Annotated in this window: 16 protein-coding genes and 1 other annotated feature; all 16 genes read right to left on the reverse strand. The window is 40.4% G+C overall.

The features are described from left to right. Window positions 1-71: 71 nt before the first annotated feature. Complete coding sequence (gene rpoC / locus AC4BHP_RS17365; RefSeq protein WP_066103009.1) at window positions 72-3,668, reverse strand: DNA-directed RNA polymerase subunit beta'; 3,597 nt, start codon at window positions 3,666-3,668, stop codon at window positions 72-74. A 39-nt stretch (window positions 3,669-3,707) separates the two neighbouring features. Continuing rightward, window positions 3,708-7,271, reverse strand: a complete 3,564-nt coding sequence (rpoB, locus tag AC4BHP_RS17370; protein ID WP_066103012.1) for a DNA-directed RNA polymerase subunit beta — start codon at window positions 7,269-7,271, stop codon at window positions 3,708-3,710. Window positions 7,272-7,521: 250 nt separating this feature from the next. Continuing rightward, a complete protein-coding gene (locus AC4BHP_RS17375) occupies window positions 7,522-8,130 on the reverse strand; it encodes a class I SAM-dependent methyltransferase (protein WP_490553541.1) in 609 nt (202 codons plus the stop codon). A gap of 114 nt (window positions 8,131-8,244) precedes the next feature. Continuing rightward, window positions 8,245-8,607 carry a 50S ribosomal protein L7/L12 gene (rplL, locus tag AC4BHP_RS17380; protein ID WP_066103019.1) on the reverse strand — a complete coding sequence of 121 codons (363 nt, stop codon included), beginning with the start codon at window positions 8,605-8,607 and terminating at the stop codon, window positions 8,245-8,247. A gap of 60 nt (window positions 8,608-8,667) precedes the next feature. Further along, a complete protein-coding gene (gene rplJ / locus AC4BHP_RS17385) occupies window positions 8,668-9,174 on the reverse strand; it encodes a 50S ribosomal protein L10 (RefSeq protein WP_066103022.1) in 507 nt (168 codons plus the stop codon). Between the two features lie 30 nt (window positions 9,175-9,204). Next, window positions 9,205-9,349, reverse strand: a sequence feature (ribosomal protein L10 leader region). A 60-nt stretch (window positions 9,350-9,409) separates the two neighbouring features. Beyond that, a complete protein-coding gene (gene rplA / locus AC4BHP_RS17390; RefSeq protein ID WP_066103025.1) occupies window positions 9,410-10,099 on the reverse strand; it encodes a 50S ribosomal protein L1 in 690 nt (229 codons plus the stop codon). 93 nt (window positions 10,100-10,192) lie between these two features. Next, window positions 10,193-10,618 carry a 50S ribosomal protein L11 gene (rplK, locus tag AC4BHP_RS17395; RefSeq protein WP_066103028.1) on the reverse strand — a complete coding sequence of 142 codons (426 nt, stop codon included), beginning with the start codon at window positions 10,616-10,618 and terminating at the stop codon, window positions 10,193-10,195. Between the two features lie 178 nt (window positions 10,619-10,796). Further along, window positions 10,797-11,330, reverse strand: coding sequence for a transcription termination/antitermination protein NusG (nusG, locus tag AC4BHP_RS17400; protein WP_066103031.1), 534 nt, complete (start codon window positions 11,328-11,330; stop codon window positions 10,797-10,799). A gap of 219 nt (window positions 11,331-11,549) precedes the next feature. Further along, window positions 11,550-11,732, reverse strand: coding sequence for a preprotein translocase subunit SecE (gene secE / locus AC4BHP_RS17405; protein ID WP_066103034.1), 183 nt, complete (start codon window positions 11,730-11,732; stop codon window positions 11,550-11,552). A gap of 43 nt (window positions 11,733-11,775) precedes the next feature. Next, complete coding sequence (gene rpmG, locus AC4BHP_RS17410) at window positions 11,776-11,928, reverse strand: 50S ribosomal protein L33 (RefSeq protein ID WP_077248002.1); 153 nt, start codon at window positions 11,926-11,928, stop codon at window positions 11,776-11,778. A 105-nt stretch (window positions 11,929-12,033) separates the two neighbouring features. Further along, a complete protein-coding gene (gene sigH / locus AC4BHP_RS17415; protein WP_066103081.1) occupies window positions 12,034-12,651 on the reverse strand; it encodes an RNA polymerase sporulation sigma factor SigH in 618 nt (205 codons plus the stop codon). Between the two features lie 90 nt (window positions 12,652-12,741). Beyond that, complete coding sequence (locus AC4BHP_RS17420; RefSeq protein ID WP_066103038.1) at window positions 12,742-13,254, reverse strand: NYN domain-containing protein; 513 nt, start codon at window positions 13,252-13,254, stop codon at window positions 12,742-12,744. A gap of 2 nt (window positions 13,255-13,256) precedes the next feature. Continuing rightward, window positions 13,257-14,000, reverse strand: a complete 744-nt coding sequence (rlmB, locus tag AC4BHP_RS17425; RefSeq protein ID WP_490553546.1) for a 23S rRNA (guanosine(2251)-2'-O)-methyltransferase RlmB — start codon at window positions 13,998-14,000, stop codon at window positions 13,257-13,259. Continuing rightward, window positions 13,997-14,416: a Mini-ribonuclease 3 gene (locus AC4BHP_RS17430; protein WP_066103044.1), complete on the reverse strand. Its 420-nt coding sequence runs from the start codon at window positions 14,414-14,416 to the stop codon at window positions 13,997-13,999. The genes rlmB and AC4BHP_RS17430 overlap by 4 nt, the downstream gene beginning before the upstream one ends. A gap of 5 nt (window positions 14,417-14,421) precedes the next feature. After that, window positions 14,422-15,819, reverse strand: coding sequence for a cysteine--tRNA ligase (cysS, locus tag AC4BHP_RS17435; RefSeq protein WP_490553548.1), 1,398 nt, complete (start codon window positions 15,817-15,819; stop codon window positions 14,422-14,424). Next, on the reverse strand, window positions 15,800-16,465 hold the full coding sequence (gene cysE / locus AC4BHP_RS17440; protein ID WP_490553550.1) for a serine O-acetyltransferase: 666 nt from the start codon (window positions 16,463-16,465) through the stop codon (window positions 15,800-15,802). The genes cysS and cysE overlap by 20 nt, the downstream gene beginning before the upstream one ends. Window positions 16,466-16,558 lie beyond the last annotated feature (93 nt).

Consider the following 16,558-nt stretch of genomic DNA (forward strand, 5'->3'; position numbering starts at 1 on the left):
CCTTATTTACTTTATATATACAGAAGATTAGCCGGATTGATCATCCGGCTACCTCTTCTGATGTAGATTGGTTACTCAGCTGGAACCGTTTCTTCCTTTTGTTCAGTTAGAACCGGAACAGCTTTACGGTAACGATGCATACCTGTACCAGCAGGTATTAACTTACCGATAATAACGTTCTCTTTAAGTCCAAGCAATTCATCACGTTTTCCTTTAATCGCTGCATCTGTAAGGACACGAGTAGTTTCCTGGAAGGATGCGGCGGACAGGAAGGAATCCGTTTCAAGAGATGCTTTTGTAATACCAAGCAATAGCGGGCGTCCCGTAGCAGGATTTTTACCTTGAAGCAACGCCTCATGGTTTGCTTTTGTGAACTGATGAATATCCAGTAATGTTCCTGGCAATACATCGGTTTCTCCGGCATCGATAACACGAATTTTCTTAAGCATTTGACGAACCATAACCTCTACGTGTTTATCGCCAATTTCTACCCCTTGCATGCGGTATACTTTTTGCACTTCTTTTAACAGGTATTCCTGTACAGAACGTACATTTGTAACTTTAAGAAGTTCTTTTGGATCAATAGAACCTTCTGTAAGTTCCTGACCAGGAACAACTGTGTCATTTACATTCACTTTCAAGCGCGCAGAGTACGGAGCTGTATAAGAGCGGCTTTCCACTGCACCTTGAATTGTGATTTCCTGTTGTTTGTCACGGACTTCGTTAATCGCTGTAACCGTACCTTCGATTTCAGCAATAACTGCCTGCCCTTTAGGGTTACGTGCTTCAAACAACTCCTGAATACGCGGAAGACCTTGTGTAATATCGTCTCCGGCAACCCCACCTGTATGGAAAGTACGCATTGTCAACTGTGTACCAGGTTCACCGATGGATTGAGCAGCGATGATTCCGACTGCTTCACCAACTTCAACCTCTTGACCAGTTGCAAGGTTACGTCCGTAACATTTCTTACATACACCATGGCGAGTGTTACATGTAAATGCAGAGCGAATTGTTACTTCTTCAATACCAAGTTCTTCAATTTTTTGAGCAAGATCTTCAGTGAAGATTTCGTTCTCATTAATCAGAACTTCGCCTGTTTCAGGGTGTTTAACTTTCTTCCTTGCATAACGTCCTACCAGACGTTCTTCAAGGCTTTCGATCGTTTCTGTACCATCTTTCAAAGCTCTTACTTCTAAGCCGCGGTCTGTTCCACAGTCATCTTCTCTAACGATAACATCCTGTGCAACATCAACCAGACGTCTTGTTAAGTAACCGGAATCGGCTGTTTTCAATGCTGTATCGGCAAGACCTTTACGCGCACCATGAGTGGAGATGAAGTACTCCAATACCGTTAAGCCTTCACGGAAACTTGATTTGATTGGGAGCTCAATAATACGACCAGCCGGGTTGGCCATCAATCCACGCATACCCGCAAGCTGCGTAAAGTTAGATGCGTTACCACGGGCTCCGGAATCACTCATCATAAAGATTGGATTCAAGTGATGTAAGGATGCCATTAGCTTACTTTGGATATCATCCTTCGCTTCACTCCAAATTGAGATAACACGGTCATAACGTTCTTCTTCTGTGATTAAACCACGTCTGAATTGTTTCATGACACTGTCTACTTTACCTTGAGCTTTTTCAAGAATTTCTTGTTTTTCAGGTAAAACGACGATATCTGCAACCCCTACAGTAATACCTGCACGAGTCGAATATTTAAATCCTAAATCCTTCATGCGATCAAGCATTTTGGATGTTTCAGTTATTTTAAAACGTTTAAAGACTTCAGCAATAATGTTACCAAGAATTTTCTTCTTAAATGGTTGGATTCTTTCGCGATTCGCCAAGATCTCCTTCACATTTGCTCCCTTTTCAACAAAATATTTCTCTGGTGTTTTTTCTTCCAGATTGGATCTTGTTGGTTCGTTAATATAAGGGAAAGTTTCAGGAAGAATTTCATTGAATATCAATTTACCAACAGTAGTAAGCAATAATTGCTTATTCTGTTCTTCCGTAAACGTTTCGTTATTTAAAGAGCTAGCATGAACAGCTACACGAGTGTGTAAGTGAACATATCCGTTTTGATAGGCAAGTACTGCTTCATTAGTGTCGTTGAAGATCATACCTTCTCCAACTGCTCCTGGTCTTTCCATTGTCAGATAATAGTTACCAAGAACCATATCCTGTGATGGAGTTACAACCGGTTTACCATCCTTAGGGTTAAGGATGTTTTGCGCAGCTAGCATCAATAGACGGGCTTCCGCTTGTGCTTCTGCAGATAAAGGTACGTGAACAGCCATTTGGTCACCGTCAAAGTCAGCGTTATACGCTGTACATACTAACGGGTGAAGTCGAATAGCTCTACCTTCAACTAATGTTGGTTCGAACGCCTGGATTCCTAGACGGTGAAGTGTCGGGGCACGGTTTAATAGAACCGGATGCTCCTTAATTACTTCTTCAAGCACATCCCAAATATCAGGAGAATGTCTTTCGATCTTTCTCTTAGCTGATTTGATGTTATGAGCCAATCCTTTTTCAACAAGTTCTTTCATTACGAAAGGCTTGAATAGTTCGATTGCCATTTCCTTCGGCAAACCACATTGGTACATTTTCAAGTTTGGTCCTACAACGATAACGGAACGACCAGAATAGTCAACACGTTTACCGAGTAAGTTTTGACGGAAACGACCTTGTTTACCTTTAAGCATATGAGACAAAGACTTAAGCGGACGGTTACCAGGTCCTGTTACAGGACGGCCACGTCTACCGTTATCAATCAATGCGTCAACTGCTTCCTGAAGCATACGCTTTTCATTTTGAACAATGATGCTTGGAGCACCTAAATCAAGCAGACGTTTCAAACGATTGTTACGGTTGATTACTCTGCGATACAGGTCATTCAAGTCAGATGTTGCAAAACGGCCGCCATCCAATTGAACCATTGGACGAAGCTCAGGAGGAATAACCGGAAGTACATCCAGAATCATCCAAGAAGGTTCGTTACCTGAATGACGGAATGCTTCCAATACTTCAAGACGTTTAATCGCACGTGTACGGCGTTGTCCCTGAGCTGTTTTAAGCTCTTCTTTCAAGGATTCTACCTCTTTGTTAAGATCGATATCCTGAAGAAGCTTTTTAATGGATTCTGCACCCATCCCAGCTTGGAACTTGTTGCCGTATTTATCACGGTATGCACGGTATTCTTTTTCAGATAGAAGCTGCTTTCTCTCTAAAGCAGTATCTCCTGCTTCTGTAACAACGTAAGAAGCAAAATAAATTACTTCTTCCAAGGCACGCGGAGACATGTCAAGCAAAAGACCCATACGGCTTGGAATTCCTTTAAAGTACCAAATATGAGAAACCGGAGCAGCCAATTCAATATGGCCCATACGCTCACGTCTCACTTTAGCTCTAGTTACTTCAACACCACAACGGTCACAAACTACACCTTTGTAGCGTACTCTTTTATATTTACCGCAGTGGCATTCCCAGTCCTTTGTAGGACCGAAAATGCGCTCACAGAACAACCCATCTTTTTCAGGTTTAAGTGTACGGTAGTTTATAGTTTCTGGCTTTTTCACTTCTCCGAAAGACCAAGAGCGAATCTTATCCGGTGAAGCAAGGCCTATTTTCATATATTCAAAATTGTTTACATCCAACAAGGGGCCTACCTCCCTTTCCGTATCCCAATATCACTAAGGTTACTCGATTGTACCAACTGTTTCTGATTCGGGACTTTTCACATCAGGATCTATGGTTAATGTATCTGCTTGGTGAATATCGTCATCATCTTCCAGATCACGCATTTCAATTTCTTTATCATCACCAGAAAGAATCTTAACATCCATACCTAAACTTTGAAGTTCCTTGATTAAAACCTTGAAAGATTCCGGAACGCCCGGTTCAGGTACATTGTCACCTTTTACAATTGCTTCATAAGTTTTCACACGACCAACAACATCATCAGATTTAACTGTAAGGATTTCTTGAAGTGTGTATGCAGCACCATATGCTTCAAGTGCCCATACCTCCATCTCACCAAAACGCTGACCACCGAATTGAGCTTTACCACCCAATGGTTGTTGCGTAACAAGTGAGTAAGGTCCTGTTGAACGGGCATGAAGTTTATCATCAACCATGTGTGCCAGTTTGATCATATACATGACACCAACGGAAACACGGTTATCAAATGGTTCTCCAGTTCTGCCGTCATAAAGAATTGTTTTCGCATCGCGAGACATACCAGCCTCTTCGATTGTATCCCAAACATCTTCTTCACGCGCACCGTCAAATACAGGAGTTGCCACATGGATTCCAAGCTGTCTTGCAGCCATACCTAAGTGCAATTCCAATACCTGACCGATATTCATACGTGATGGTACCCCTAATGGGTTCAACATGATATCGACAGGTGTTCCATCCGGAAGGAAAGGCATATCTTCTTCAGGTAAAATTCGGGAGATAACCCCTTTGTTACCGTGACGACCGGCCATTTTATCTCCTTCATGGATCTTACGTTTCTGAACGATGTATACACGTACCAACTGGTTCACACCTGGTGGCAGTTCATCACCGTCTTCACGTGTAAAGACTTTAACATCATGGACAATTCCTCCACCGCCATGCGGTACACGGAGAGATGTGTCACGAACTTCACGAGCCTTCTCACCAAAGATTGCATGTAACAATCTTTCTTCTGCAGTCAGCTCCGTAACCCCTTTAGGAGTTACCTTACCAACTAGAAGGTCACCGTCTTTAACTTCGGCACCGATGCGAATGATTCCACGGTCATCCAAGTTGCGCAGGGCATCTTCCCCAACGTTTGGAATGTCACGTGTAATTTCTTCCGGTCCAAGTTTAGTATCACGAGCTTCAGATTCATATTCTTCGATATGAATAGAAGTATATACATCGTCTTTAACAAGACGTTCACTCATAATGATGGCATCCTCATAGTTATAACCATCCCATGTCATGAAGGCAACAAGTACGTTTTGGCCTAATGCCAATTCGCCAAGCTCCATGGACGGACCATCTGCAAGAATTTCTCCTTTAACAACACGGTCACCCGATTTAACGATCGGACGTTGGTTATAACATGTTCCTTGGTTAGAACGGATGAATTTAAGGGTACGGTATTTATCAAGATTACCTTTTACCTCTTCACCATCTACTTCACTAACACGTCTTACCCAGATTTCTCTGGCTTCCACGTGTTCTACGATTCCATCGTGCTTACAAATTACAGCAGCACCGGAATCTTTACCGGATACATATTCCATACCTGTACCAACAATTGGAGCCTGCGGACGAATAAGCGGAACCGCTTGACGTTGCATGTTCGCTCCCATAAGGGCACGGTTGGAGTCATCGTTTTCAAGGAACGGGATACAAGCTGTTGCAGCTGATACAACCTGTTTAGGTGATACGTCCATATAGTCAACGCGATCACGTTTAACAACTGTATTTTCACCACGGAAACGAGCTACAACTTCCTCGTTCATAAATCCACCATCTTCAGTTAGCGGGGCATTTGCCTGTGCCACTACATAAAGATCCTCTTCATCAGCAGTCAAGTAATCCATTCGATCAGTTACTTTGCCTGTCGCAGGGTCTACCCTTCTATATGGCGTTTCAATGAAACCGTATGGGTTTACTTTTGCGAATGTAGATAGTGAGTTAATCAAACCAATGTTTGGTCCCTCAGGTGTTTCAATTGGGCACATACGTCCATAGTGGGAATAGTGAACGTCACGAACTTCCATTCCGGCACGTTCCCTTGTTAAACCACCAGGTCCAAGTGCAGACAATCTCCGTTTATGTGTCAATTCAGCAAGTGGATTTGTTTGATCCATAAACTGAGACAACTGGGAGCTTCCAAAGAATTCTTTAATAGAAGCTATAACCGGGCGAATGTTAATAAGCTGCTGCGGTGTAATTGTGTTTGTATCCTGGATGGACATTCTCTCACGAACCACACGCTCCATACGGGATAAACCAATTCTGAATTGGTTTTGCAATAGCTCACCAACTGAACGCAGACGTCGGTTACCTAAATGATCGATATCATCTGTGTCGCCAACACCATGCAGTAAGTTAAAGAAGTAACTGATAGTAGATACAATATCAGCAGGTGTAATGTTTTTAACTTTCTTTTCTACATAAGCATTGCCGATAACATTAATTACTTTTTCACCTTCAGCATCGCTCGGTGCATAGATTTTTACATTTTGAACCAGTACATCTTCTTCCACGACTCCCCCAACAGGGTTGTACGTTTTGAAGCCAATCCCATTTTCTAAGTAAGGGATGATTTTATCGAGAGTACGGCGATCCAACAAAGTATCTTTTTCAACTAAGATTTCTCCTGTTTCAGGGTCCACCAAAGTTTCAGCTACTTTTTGGTTGAAAAGACGATTTTTTATATGAAGTTTCTTGTTAATTTTATAGCGTCCTACATTTGCCAAATCATATCTCTTCGGATCAAAGAAACGTGATACAAGCAAACTTTTCGCATTTTCGACCGTAGGTGGTTCACCTGGGCGAAGACGCTCATAGATTTCAAGCAAAGCTTTTTCTGTACTTTCAGTATTATCTTTTTCCAATGTGTTACGGATGTACTCGTTATCACCGATTAGATCGATGATTTCTTGATCAGAGCCGAATCCAAGAGCACGCAAAAGAACCGTTACCGGCAACTTCCTTGTACGATCGATTCTTACGTAAACTACATCTTTCGCGTCAGTTTCATATTCCAACCATGCTCCGCGGTTTGGAATTACGGTAGCTGTGAATCCACGCTTTCCGTTTTTATCAACCTTCCCGCTGTAGTATACACTCGGGGATCGTACTAATTGGGATACGATAACACGTTCGGCACCGTTTATAACAAACGTTCCCGTTTCCGTCATGAGAGGGAAATCACCCATAAAGACATCTTGGTCTTTAACTTCTCCCGTCTCTTTGTTTACAAGTCTTACTTTAACCCGTAATGGGGCGGAGTAGGTTACATCCCGCTCCTTAGATTCTTCCACAGGATATTTCGGGTCTCCGAGGCTATAATCGATAAACTCAAGAGACAGATTTCCTGTAAAATCCTCGATAGGGGAAATGTCCTGGAACATTTCTCTTAAGCCCTCATCAAGAAACCATTGATAGGAAGAGGTTTGAATTTCAATTAAATTCGGTAATTCGAGCACTTCGCTAATGCGCGCATAGCTCCGGCGTTGGCGATGTCGTCCATACTGAACAAGTTGACCTGTCAACTGATTCACCCCTCAAATAAAGCGTTTATGATAGAATTTATATTCTAACAGCCATATACAAGCTGATAGAACAAAAAAAGAAAAAGGGTTTCAATCTGAAAACCTCAATTTCAAAAACGCATAGTATTGGTTTATTTTTTCCATATTTTCCAGAACATATACACATTTATTTGTTTCTTTACCAAAATGTGCAGGGTGTCCCAAATTATATATATGCATTTTTTAATATTAACATAGGCATATTGTCAAGTCAAACTTTTTTAGACTTCAAAATATAGTACCCTTTTTTCTTTATAATGACCTCAACGTTTCCAAAAACATCTTCCATTTTAGCCATTGCGGATGGAGCTCCCTGTTTCTTTTGAATGACAATCCACAACTCGCCGCCATCCTGTAAAACACTCTTACTTCTTTCAAGTATTTCGTGAACCACTTTTTTTCCGGCTCTGATGGGCGGATTCGAAACAACCGCCGCAAATTCAGCTTCCGTAACATTTTGATAAACAGAACTCTCATAAATCTTAACATTTTTGATCTCATTGATTCGAGCATTTTCCCCTGACAAATGGAGAGCTCTTTCATTCACGTCTACCATATGAATTGTTCTGTCAGAAAAAGAATCAGCCAAAGATAAACCTATCGGTCCATAGCCGCAGCCGACATCAATGATTGGCTGTTTGCCGGAAGCCGCAGGTTCCACGAAGGCCTCGATTAACAATCTTGAGCCAAAATCAACCTCACGTTTAGAAAAAACACCAGCATCTGTTTTAAAACGAAATGTCTTCCCTCTTAAAGTATAGCTCCATTCATCAGGATTACTATCAACCTGAGGATTGCGGGAATAATAATGATCTGACAACCCAGATCCCTCCTGACCAATTGCATTTCGGATCATTTTAACGAAAACCTATTTCTAAAGTCAGAAAAAGCCCGCTGTATTTGCAGCGAGCCTTTTCATATGATGTGTGTAAAATTACTTAACTTCTACACCAGCGCCAACTTCTTCAAGTTTAGCTTTGATTTCTTCAGCTTCGTCTTTAGAAACGCCTTCTTTGATAGCTTTAGGAGTGTTATCAACAACTTCTTTAGCTTCTTTAAGACCAAGGCCAGTGATTTCACGTACTACTTTGATAACTTTGATTTTTTGATCTCCAGCGCTAGCTAGAACAACATCAAATTCAGTTTTTTCAGCTGCAGCTTCTCCGCCAGCAGCACCAACCATAGCTACAGGAGCAGCTGCAGTTACGCCAAATTCTTCTTCAATTGCTTTTACAAGATCGTTAAGTTCTAAAACAGTCATATTTTTAACTGCTTCAATGATTTGTTCTTTAGTCATTATAAGTTCCTCCTTAGTTTTTAATAAATCGTTGTATACGTATTTCTAATCAAGAAGCAATTAAGCTCCTTGTTCTTCTTTTTGTTCTGCCACTGCTTTTGTAGCAAGTGCCAAGTTGCGGATAGGTGCTTGAAGCACGCTGAGCAACATAGAAAGCAAACCTTCGCGAGATGGAAGTTCTGCAAGAGCTTTAACTTCTTCAACAGTTGCAACGTTTCCTTCGATTACACCTGCTTTAATTTCTAGAGCTTCGTGTTTTTTAGCGAAGTCGTTCAAGATTTTAGCCGGAGCTACAACGTCCTCAGTACTGAATGCAATCGCATTTGGTCCAGTAAGAGCTTCGTTAAGGTCAGAAAGTTCAACTTGATCAGCAGCACGGCGAGTCATGGAGTTTTTGTAAACTTTGAACTCGATGCCAGCTTCACGTAATTGTTTACGAAGTTCTGTAACTTCAGCAACGTTTAAACCACGGTAGTCAACAACAACTGTGGATACACTGTCTTTCAGTTTACCAGCGATTTCATCAACAATTTGTTTCTTTGCATTAACATTATTCGCATTGCTCATATTAACACCTCCTGTAGAATGTTACCATTCACACCCGTAAAAAAACCTCCATATCATGACAGACATGGAGGTACGATGATAGTCCGAACAAAATAGTTCTATTATGATCGAATACCTCGGCAGGAAATTAAGCTTTAACCGCACCTGCTGTCTATGGCATAAATGTTAAATTATTTATAACAACATTTGTAATTATATTAAATAACTACCCTGTTGTCAAATTTTATTTTTTAGCTTAGAAAGAAGATGGATCTACCTTGATTCCAGGTCCCATAGTTGTAGTAACAGCTACATTCTTCATGTAAGTTCCTTTAGCTGCTGCTGGCTTCGCTTTTTGAAGAGTTTCAAAAATTGTAGTGAAGTTTTCAACTAGCTTGCTATCTTCGAAGGAAACTTTTCCGATAGGAACATGAATGTTACCCGCTTTATCAACACGGTATTCTACTTTACCAGCTTTAATTTCATTGATTGCTTTTTCAACATCAAATGTAACAGTTCCTGTTTTAGGGTTTGGCATTAAACCTTTAGGTCCTAATACACGACCTAATTTACCAACTTCACCCATCATATCAGGTGTTGCTACGATAACATCAAAGTCAAACCAACCTTGTTGGATTTTGTTGATGTAGTCAGTATCTCCAACATAATCAGCACCTGCAGCTTCAGCTTCTTTAAGCTTTTCACCTTTAGCAAATACTAATACACGTTGTGTTTTACCAGTACCGTTTGGAAGTACAACCGCTCCACGGATTTGTTGATCAGCTTTCTTAGGATCAACTCCAAGACGGAATGCTACTTCTACAGTTGCATCAAATTTAGTGAAGCTTGTTTTCTTCGCTAATTCAATTGCTTCTGTTACGGAATAAGCTTTTGTACGATCGATAAGCTGAATAGCTTCAGCGTATTTTTTAGTTTTCTTAGCCATTATTATATCCTCCTAATATTGTGGTTTTAACGGAATTGACCTCCCACGAAAAAGGTTGCGATGTACCGTACATTCGCAACCTCCATACAACAATTAGTCTTCGATGACAATTCCCATACTGCGTGCAGTACCTTCTACCATACGCATAGCTGATTCAACACTTGCTGCATTTAAGTCAGGCATTTTGGATTCAGCGATTTCACGTACTTTGTCACGCTTAACTGTTGCCACTTTATTACGGTTTGGTTCACCAGAACCAGACTCAATTCCTGCTGCTTTCTTAAGAAGAACAGCTGCTGGAGGAGTTTTTGTAATAAAAGTGAAAGAACGGTCTTCAAATACTGTGATTTCAACAGGAATGATTAGACCTGCTTGTTCTGCTGTACGAGCATTAAACTCTTTACAGAAACCCATGATGTTAACACCTGCTTGACCCAATGCTGGACCAACCGGTGGAGCTGGATTAGCTTTAGCTGCAGGAATCTGCAATTTCACGATTTTAATTACTTTTTTAGCCACGAGACACACCTCCTTATCGTCCGTGATGTGGTAATTGGGCTTTGCCCTCCCACTCAAATATACAATCATTCTTTATTTCACTCATAAAGAATTTACCATTAGTTCAGGTCTCTGTCTTGAGACATACTGACCCTAGAAATATTATCACTTTTTAATATGAAAGGCAAGTTTTTCAGGATTATAATTTTTCCACCTGGTCAAAATCCAATTCAACCGGGGTATCGCGGCCAAACATATTAACAAGAACTTTCAGTTTACCCTTAGCCTTGTCCAACTCTTCTATTGTACCAGCAAATTCAGCGAAGGGACCTTCCTTAACTTTAACTGAATCGCCAATAAACAAATCGATTTCAATTCTTTTTTCGTCCATACCCATTCTTTTCAGAATCACTGCTGCTTCTTCAGGCATTAACGCAACCGGCTTAGAACCTGATCCAGTCGAACCTACAAACCCAGTTACACCTGGTGTATTGCGGACAACATACCAAGAATCGTCTGTCATAACAATTTCCACGAGTACATATCCTGGGAATACCTTTTTCTTAACTACTTTCTTCTTACCATTTTTGAAATCAGTTTCTTCTTCTTCCGGAACAATGACACGGAAGATCTTATCTTGCATACCCATTGACTCTACACGTTTTTCTAAGTTCGCTTTAACTTTATTTTCATATCCGGAATACGTATGAACAACATACCAATTTTTCTCCATATTCTATTAGGACTAAACGTCCTTCCCTCCTTGCAAACAGTGATATTCAAATATATCTTGTCAGCTGTTATTTTTTAATTTTTGCGCAAATTTTAAATCCAGCAGATTCCTGCTAAGTATCGAATCTATTTTTTAGACAAATTAAAAAACCCGTTTCCGGGCTTTCAAGTCTTTTCTTATGCTAGTTTTCATTATACCATGTTTTGTGCTGTTTATTCACTATTTAAGAATGACACGTATAAGTTCGGATAACCCTAGATCAATAACCGCAAAAAACACTGCCATAATGATGACTGTTGATAAAACAGTTATCGTATAGGTTGTAAGCTCTTTTTTCTTAGGCCAGCTTACCTTTTTCATTTCTCGAGAAACGCCTCGGAAGAATTCTAGAATGCGTCGCATTAATTTGAAACCTCCAGCCAATACAGTTTTACAATCCAAATCATTAGATTGTTTGTTTATGAGGTGTGTGCGTATTACAAGTTTTACAAAATTTATTTAGCTCCAGTCGCACCTTTTCTTGGTTAGACTGGTTATGATTCGTTGAATAGTTCCTTGAACCGCATTTTGTACATGCGATGATAACTTTTTTATTCATAAAAATGCACCTTTATTTTAATTAACAAGTCCACTACAAATTTATCATGTAGGAAATTGTCTGTCAATAAGCGGGTTAAAGATATAACCCTATGAATATACTAAACTAGCGAACTTCTAGATACCGTTCCAATTTACGCTTTACTCTTTGCAATGCATTATCAATTGATTTAACATGTCTATCCAATTCCTCTGATATCTCTTGATAGGATTGTCCATCTAAATACAGAGACAGGACTTTTCGTTCCAGATCACTTAGCAGCTCGCTCATTTTAAGCTCAATATAATCAAATTCTTCTTGATTAATAATTAATTCCTCTGGATCCATAACTTTAACACCTGTTATAACATCCATCAATGTGCGATCTGACTCTTCATCATAGATAGGCTTATCCAAAGAGACATAGGAATTGAGCGGTATATGTTTCTGCCTTGTCGCAGTTTTAATAGCAGTAATAATTTGCCTGGTAATACAGAGCTCAGCAAACGCTTTAAAGGATGTAAGCTTGTCCTCCTTATAATCTCGGATGGCCTTGAATAAACCAATCATACCTTCCTGAACAATATCTTCTTTATCTGCACCTATTAAAAAATAGGTTCTCGCTTTAGCCCTTACAAAGTTTCTGTATTTGTGGATCAAAAAATCCAGGGCCCCGCTGTCCCCTTGATGAACCCGGTCGACTAACAGTTCATCTTCCATATGACCATAATCATCATCCAGCATTACCCCGATAGAAATTGCCACACCGATCCCTCCGTAAGATACCAAAGATAGCAATATTATACAGTAAGCGCTTTTATAGCGTCAATGCCCTCACAGATTTCCTCTCCTCCATTTTTCGAACATTTCCGACACTTCTCGACTTAACGGGATCCTTGATACAGGCTGTTCATCCTTTGTTTGCACGACCTTTTTTTCAATCTCTTTTTCTACATATTCCATCTCCTGCAACAGTTCACGGGCAGATTTCCGATAAGCCCCCTGCGCAAAGATGGTTCGCTGCTCCGTGTAATCTGATGTCGCAACATACACACGAGTATTTATTTTTATTAATTTAGAAGCCAGCCTTTCGATACATTCATCAGCTGTTTCATTTTCCTTTGTAAAAATAACATCAACTTTTGAATTTCTATACTTTTTCTCCATTCCCTGTACGAAGTAAGCATCAAATACAATTATAACCCGGTGTCCGGAAAAACCTTGAAATTCAGCCATCATTTCAATTAAACGGTCTCTAGCGGCAGCAAGGTCCTGATCGCGCAGCTTGCGCAAATCAGGCCATGCACCTATGATATTATAGCCATCTACCACCAGTATGGTTTCCATCTTTATCCCTCTAACGGATATCGCTTTCGATATACTTCATACATTAGCAAGCTGGCTGCCACACTTGCATTGAGAGAGGTAACATGCCCCACCATTGGCAAGTGATATAAGAAATCGCATTTTTCCTTGATTACCCGGCTGATTCCTTTCCCTTCACTACCAATTACAATCCCAAGAGGCATCGTTCCATCCATCAACCGATAATCCTGGCTTCCCTTCGCATCTGTACCAGCAATCCATACACCGCGTTCCTTTAAATCTTCTATCGTGCGTGATAAATTCGTTACGCGTGCAACCGGGATATGCTCAATTGCCCCGGTCGATGATTTAGCAACTGTAGCTGTTAACCCAACCGCTCTCCGCTTAGGAATGATGATACCATGAACACCGGATGCATCAGCTGTCCTTAAGATAGAACCCAGATTGTGCGGATCCTCCAGTTCATCAAGCAATAGAATGAATGGGTCTTCCTGTCTGGATTCCGCCAGCTTAAACATGTCGTCAATTTCTGCATATTGATAGGCCGCCACCTGAGCAATAACTCCCTGGTGATTCCCCTCAATCATTTGATCCAGTTTTTTCTTTGGTGCTGTTTGTATCATAACTTTATTTTCTTTTGCAACCGCGATTACCTGCTGAATCTGCCCTTTCGTAGCTCCTTCTGCAATCCAAATCTTATGAATATCGCGTTTCGATCGCAATGCCTCTAAGACGGTATTACGTCCCATAATTAAATCATCGCTCATCTCTGCACTTCACTCCTCTCTTTAAATTGAATCGCCAACTCTATAATTTCATCAAGACGTTCCTGTTTCTTGCTCCCATATAGATAACCAATTAATGCTTCAAAAGCTGTGCTGTATCTATATGTTTGCACATCTGTATTTTTTGGGATTGTGCCTGACTTAGCATTCCTCCCTCTGCGGATAACAGCTTCTTCCTCTTCAGTTAGAAGATGCTCATTTAATAAATAATGTACGACTGCACTCTGTGATTTAGCAGATACATACTTCGTTGCTTCTTTATGAAGCCTGTTTGGTTTTACTTGTCCAATAGATAGCAGATGATGGCGAATATATACTTCATATACCGCATCTCCAATATAGGCCAGAGCCAGACTTCCCAAAGCCGTTACATCTAATTCCTTTAAGTCCTCAAGCATTCTTTTTATCCCCGTTTCCAGCGTGTACCTTGGGCAGTATCTTCCAAAATAATATTCATTGCTTTTAGCTCATCTCTAATCTCGTCAGAGCGAGTAAAATTACGTTCTTTTCTTGCCCGATTACGTTCTTCAATTAATTTTTCTACCATAGCATCAAGCGATTGTTCAACCTCAAGCTTAATACCGAGTACATCAAATAAAATACGAAACTCATTTAAAAATGCTTCAATAACTGCATCGGAGGTCACTTTTTCTAACAGATAATAATTACCTTGCCTTGATAGTTCAAACAATACCGAAATAGCATTTGCGGTATTGAAATCATCATCCATTGCTTCTTCAAACATTGCATGCAATTCTCCGATTTTCTCGAACCATTCCGCATCGTTATGAGTAATATTGGTGCTTGCCGTTTGGCGGTGTTTTAAGTTTTCGTAAGTAGTTCGCAAGCGGTCCAATGAAATCTTCGTTGACTCTAATAACTCTTCACTGTAATTAATTGGATTTCTGTAATGAACGGACAGGATAAAGAATCTTAATACTGCCGGATCATGATGCTTAATAATATCATGTACCATTACAAAATTACCGAGAGATTTAGACATTTTTTCATTATCAATATTAATATAGCCATTATGCATCCAATAATTTGCGAATGGCTTTTCGGTTAAAGCTTCTGTCTGTGCAATTTCATTTTCATGGTGAGGGAATGCTAAATCCTGTCCTCCAGCATGAATATCAATCCTATCCCCTAAGTATTCTTTAGCCATCGCAGAACATTCTATATGCCAACCCGGTCTTCCTTTGCCCCATGGGCTATCCCAAGAAATTTCACCATCTTTAGCCGCTTTCCACAAAGTAAAATCAAGTGCATCCTGTTTCCGCTCATCTACTTCTATTCTCGCGCCTACCCGCAGCTCATCTATGGACTGGTGCGAAAGCTTTCCATAATCTTTAAAATCTCTTGTACGGTAGTACACATCCCCACTGGATTCATAAGCCATTCCTTTATCTATTAGGGCCTGAATAAATTCAATGATTAAATCCATATTTTCCATTACCCTTGGATGCACATCAGCTTTTTTGCATCCAAGTGCTCCAACATCCTCAAAATAAGCTTTAATGAACCGGTCAGCTGTAGCCGGCACATCTTCTCCCAGTTCACGAGCTGCTTTGATTAACTTGTCATCAACATCTGTAAAATTAGAAACAAACTTTACATCATAGCCTCTATATTGTAAGTAATTGCGGACCGTATCAAATACAATCGCCGGTCTCGCATTCCCTATATGAATATAGTTGTATACAGTCGGACCGCACACATACATCTTAACCTTTCCCTCTTCAATCGGCTGAAAGGTTTCCTTTTTTCTTGTCAGTGTATTATAAATTTGAACGCTCACGTTTATTTAACTCCTTTCGCAAATCCATTATCTCTTTCTTTAATATATCAATTTCCTGTTCCATTCGATTGCAATGATCTTCTACAGGGTCAGGAAGGTCCCGATGATTTAAATCTTGTTTTAATCGTACGCCATCTTTGATAACCACCTTACCGGGAATGCCGACTACCGTTGAGTTGGCAGGGACATTTTTTAAAACCACTGAACCCGCTCCAACCTTCGAGTTTTCCCCTATGACGATGGAGCCGAGCACTTTAGCCCCCGTTGCAATCAATACATTATCCTCAACTGTTGGATGACGTTTGCCTGACTCTTTACCTGTACCTCCAAGTGTAACCCCCTGGTATACAGTCACATTATCACCAATCTCGCAAGTTTCTCCAATAACGACACCCATGCCATGATCAATAAAAAAGCGCCTGCCGATTGTCGCTCCCGGATGTATCTCTATACCGGTTAAAAATCGGCTAAACTGGGAGATGACCCTGGCAATAAATTTGAAATTTCTCTTATAAAAAAAATGTGCAATTCGATGATTCCAGATAGCATGTAAACCTGAATACGTCAGGATGATTTCAATTGTCGATCTTGCTGCAGGATCCTGTTCAAATATAACGTCTATATCTTCTTTTAACCGTTTCCACATGATGTTACCCCTCCTTAAACGCATAAAAGCAAAAACAAGCAGTACTTTTCTCTTCTCTAGAGATGTACTTTACGAAAGATGGAAACACGGTAA

The sequence above is a fragment of the Pradoshia sp. Z4_20 genome (assembly GCF_058216035.1).

Excerpts from the sequence above, each read along its gene's own strand:
- rplL (WP_066103019.1), bottom strand. The coding sequence starts at position 8,607 with ATGACTAAAGAACAAATCATTGAAGCAGTTAAAAATATGACTGTTTTA.
- rplJ (WP_066103022.1), bottom strand. The coding sequence starts at position 9,174 with ATGAGCAATGCGAATAATGTTAATGCAAAGAAACAAATTGTTGATGAA.
- rplA (WP_066103025.1), bottom strand. The coding sequence starts at position 10,099 with ATGGCTAAGAAAACTAAAAAATACGCTGAAGCTATTCAGCTTATCGAT.
- nusG (WP_066103031.1), bottom strand. The coding sequence starts at position 11,330 with ATGGAGAAAAATTGGTATGTTGTTCATACGTATTCCGGATATGAAAAT.
- secE (WP_066103034.1), bottom strand. The coding sequence starts at position 11,732 with ATGCGACGCATTCTAGAATTCTTCCGAGGCGTTTCTCGAGAAATGAAA.
- rpmG (WP_077248002.1), bottom strand. The coding sequence starts at position 11,928 with ATGAATAAAAAAGTTATCATCGCATGTACAAAATGCGGTTCAAGGAAC.
- sigH (WP_066103081.1), bottom strand. The coding sequence starts at position 12,651 with ATGCTGGATGATGATTATGGTCATATGGAAGATGAACTGTTAGTCGAC.
- AC4BHP_RS17420 (WP_066103038.1), bottom strand. The coding sequence starts at position 13,254 with ATGGAAACCATACTGGTGGTAGATGGCTATAATATCATAGGTGCATGG.
- rlmB (WP_490553546.1), bottom strand. The coding sequence starts at position 14,000 with ATGAGCGATGATTTAATTATGGGACGTAATACCGTCTTAGAGGCATTG.
- AC4BHP_RS17430 (WP_066103044.1), bottom strand. The coding sequence starts at position 14,416 with ATGCTTGAGGACTTAAAGGAATTAGATGTAACGGCTTTGGGAAGTCTG.
- cysE (WP_490553550.1), bottom strand. The coding sequence starts at position 16,465 with ATGTGGAAACGGTTAAAAGAAGATATAGACGTTATATTTGAACAGGAT.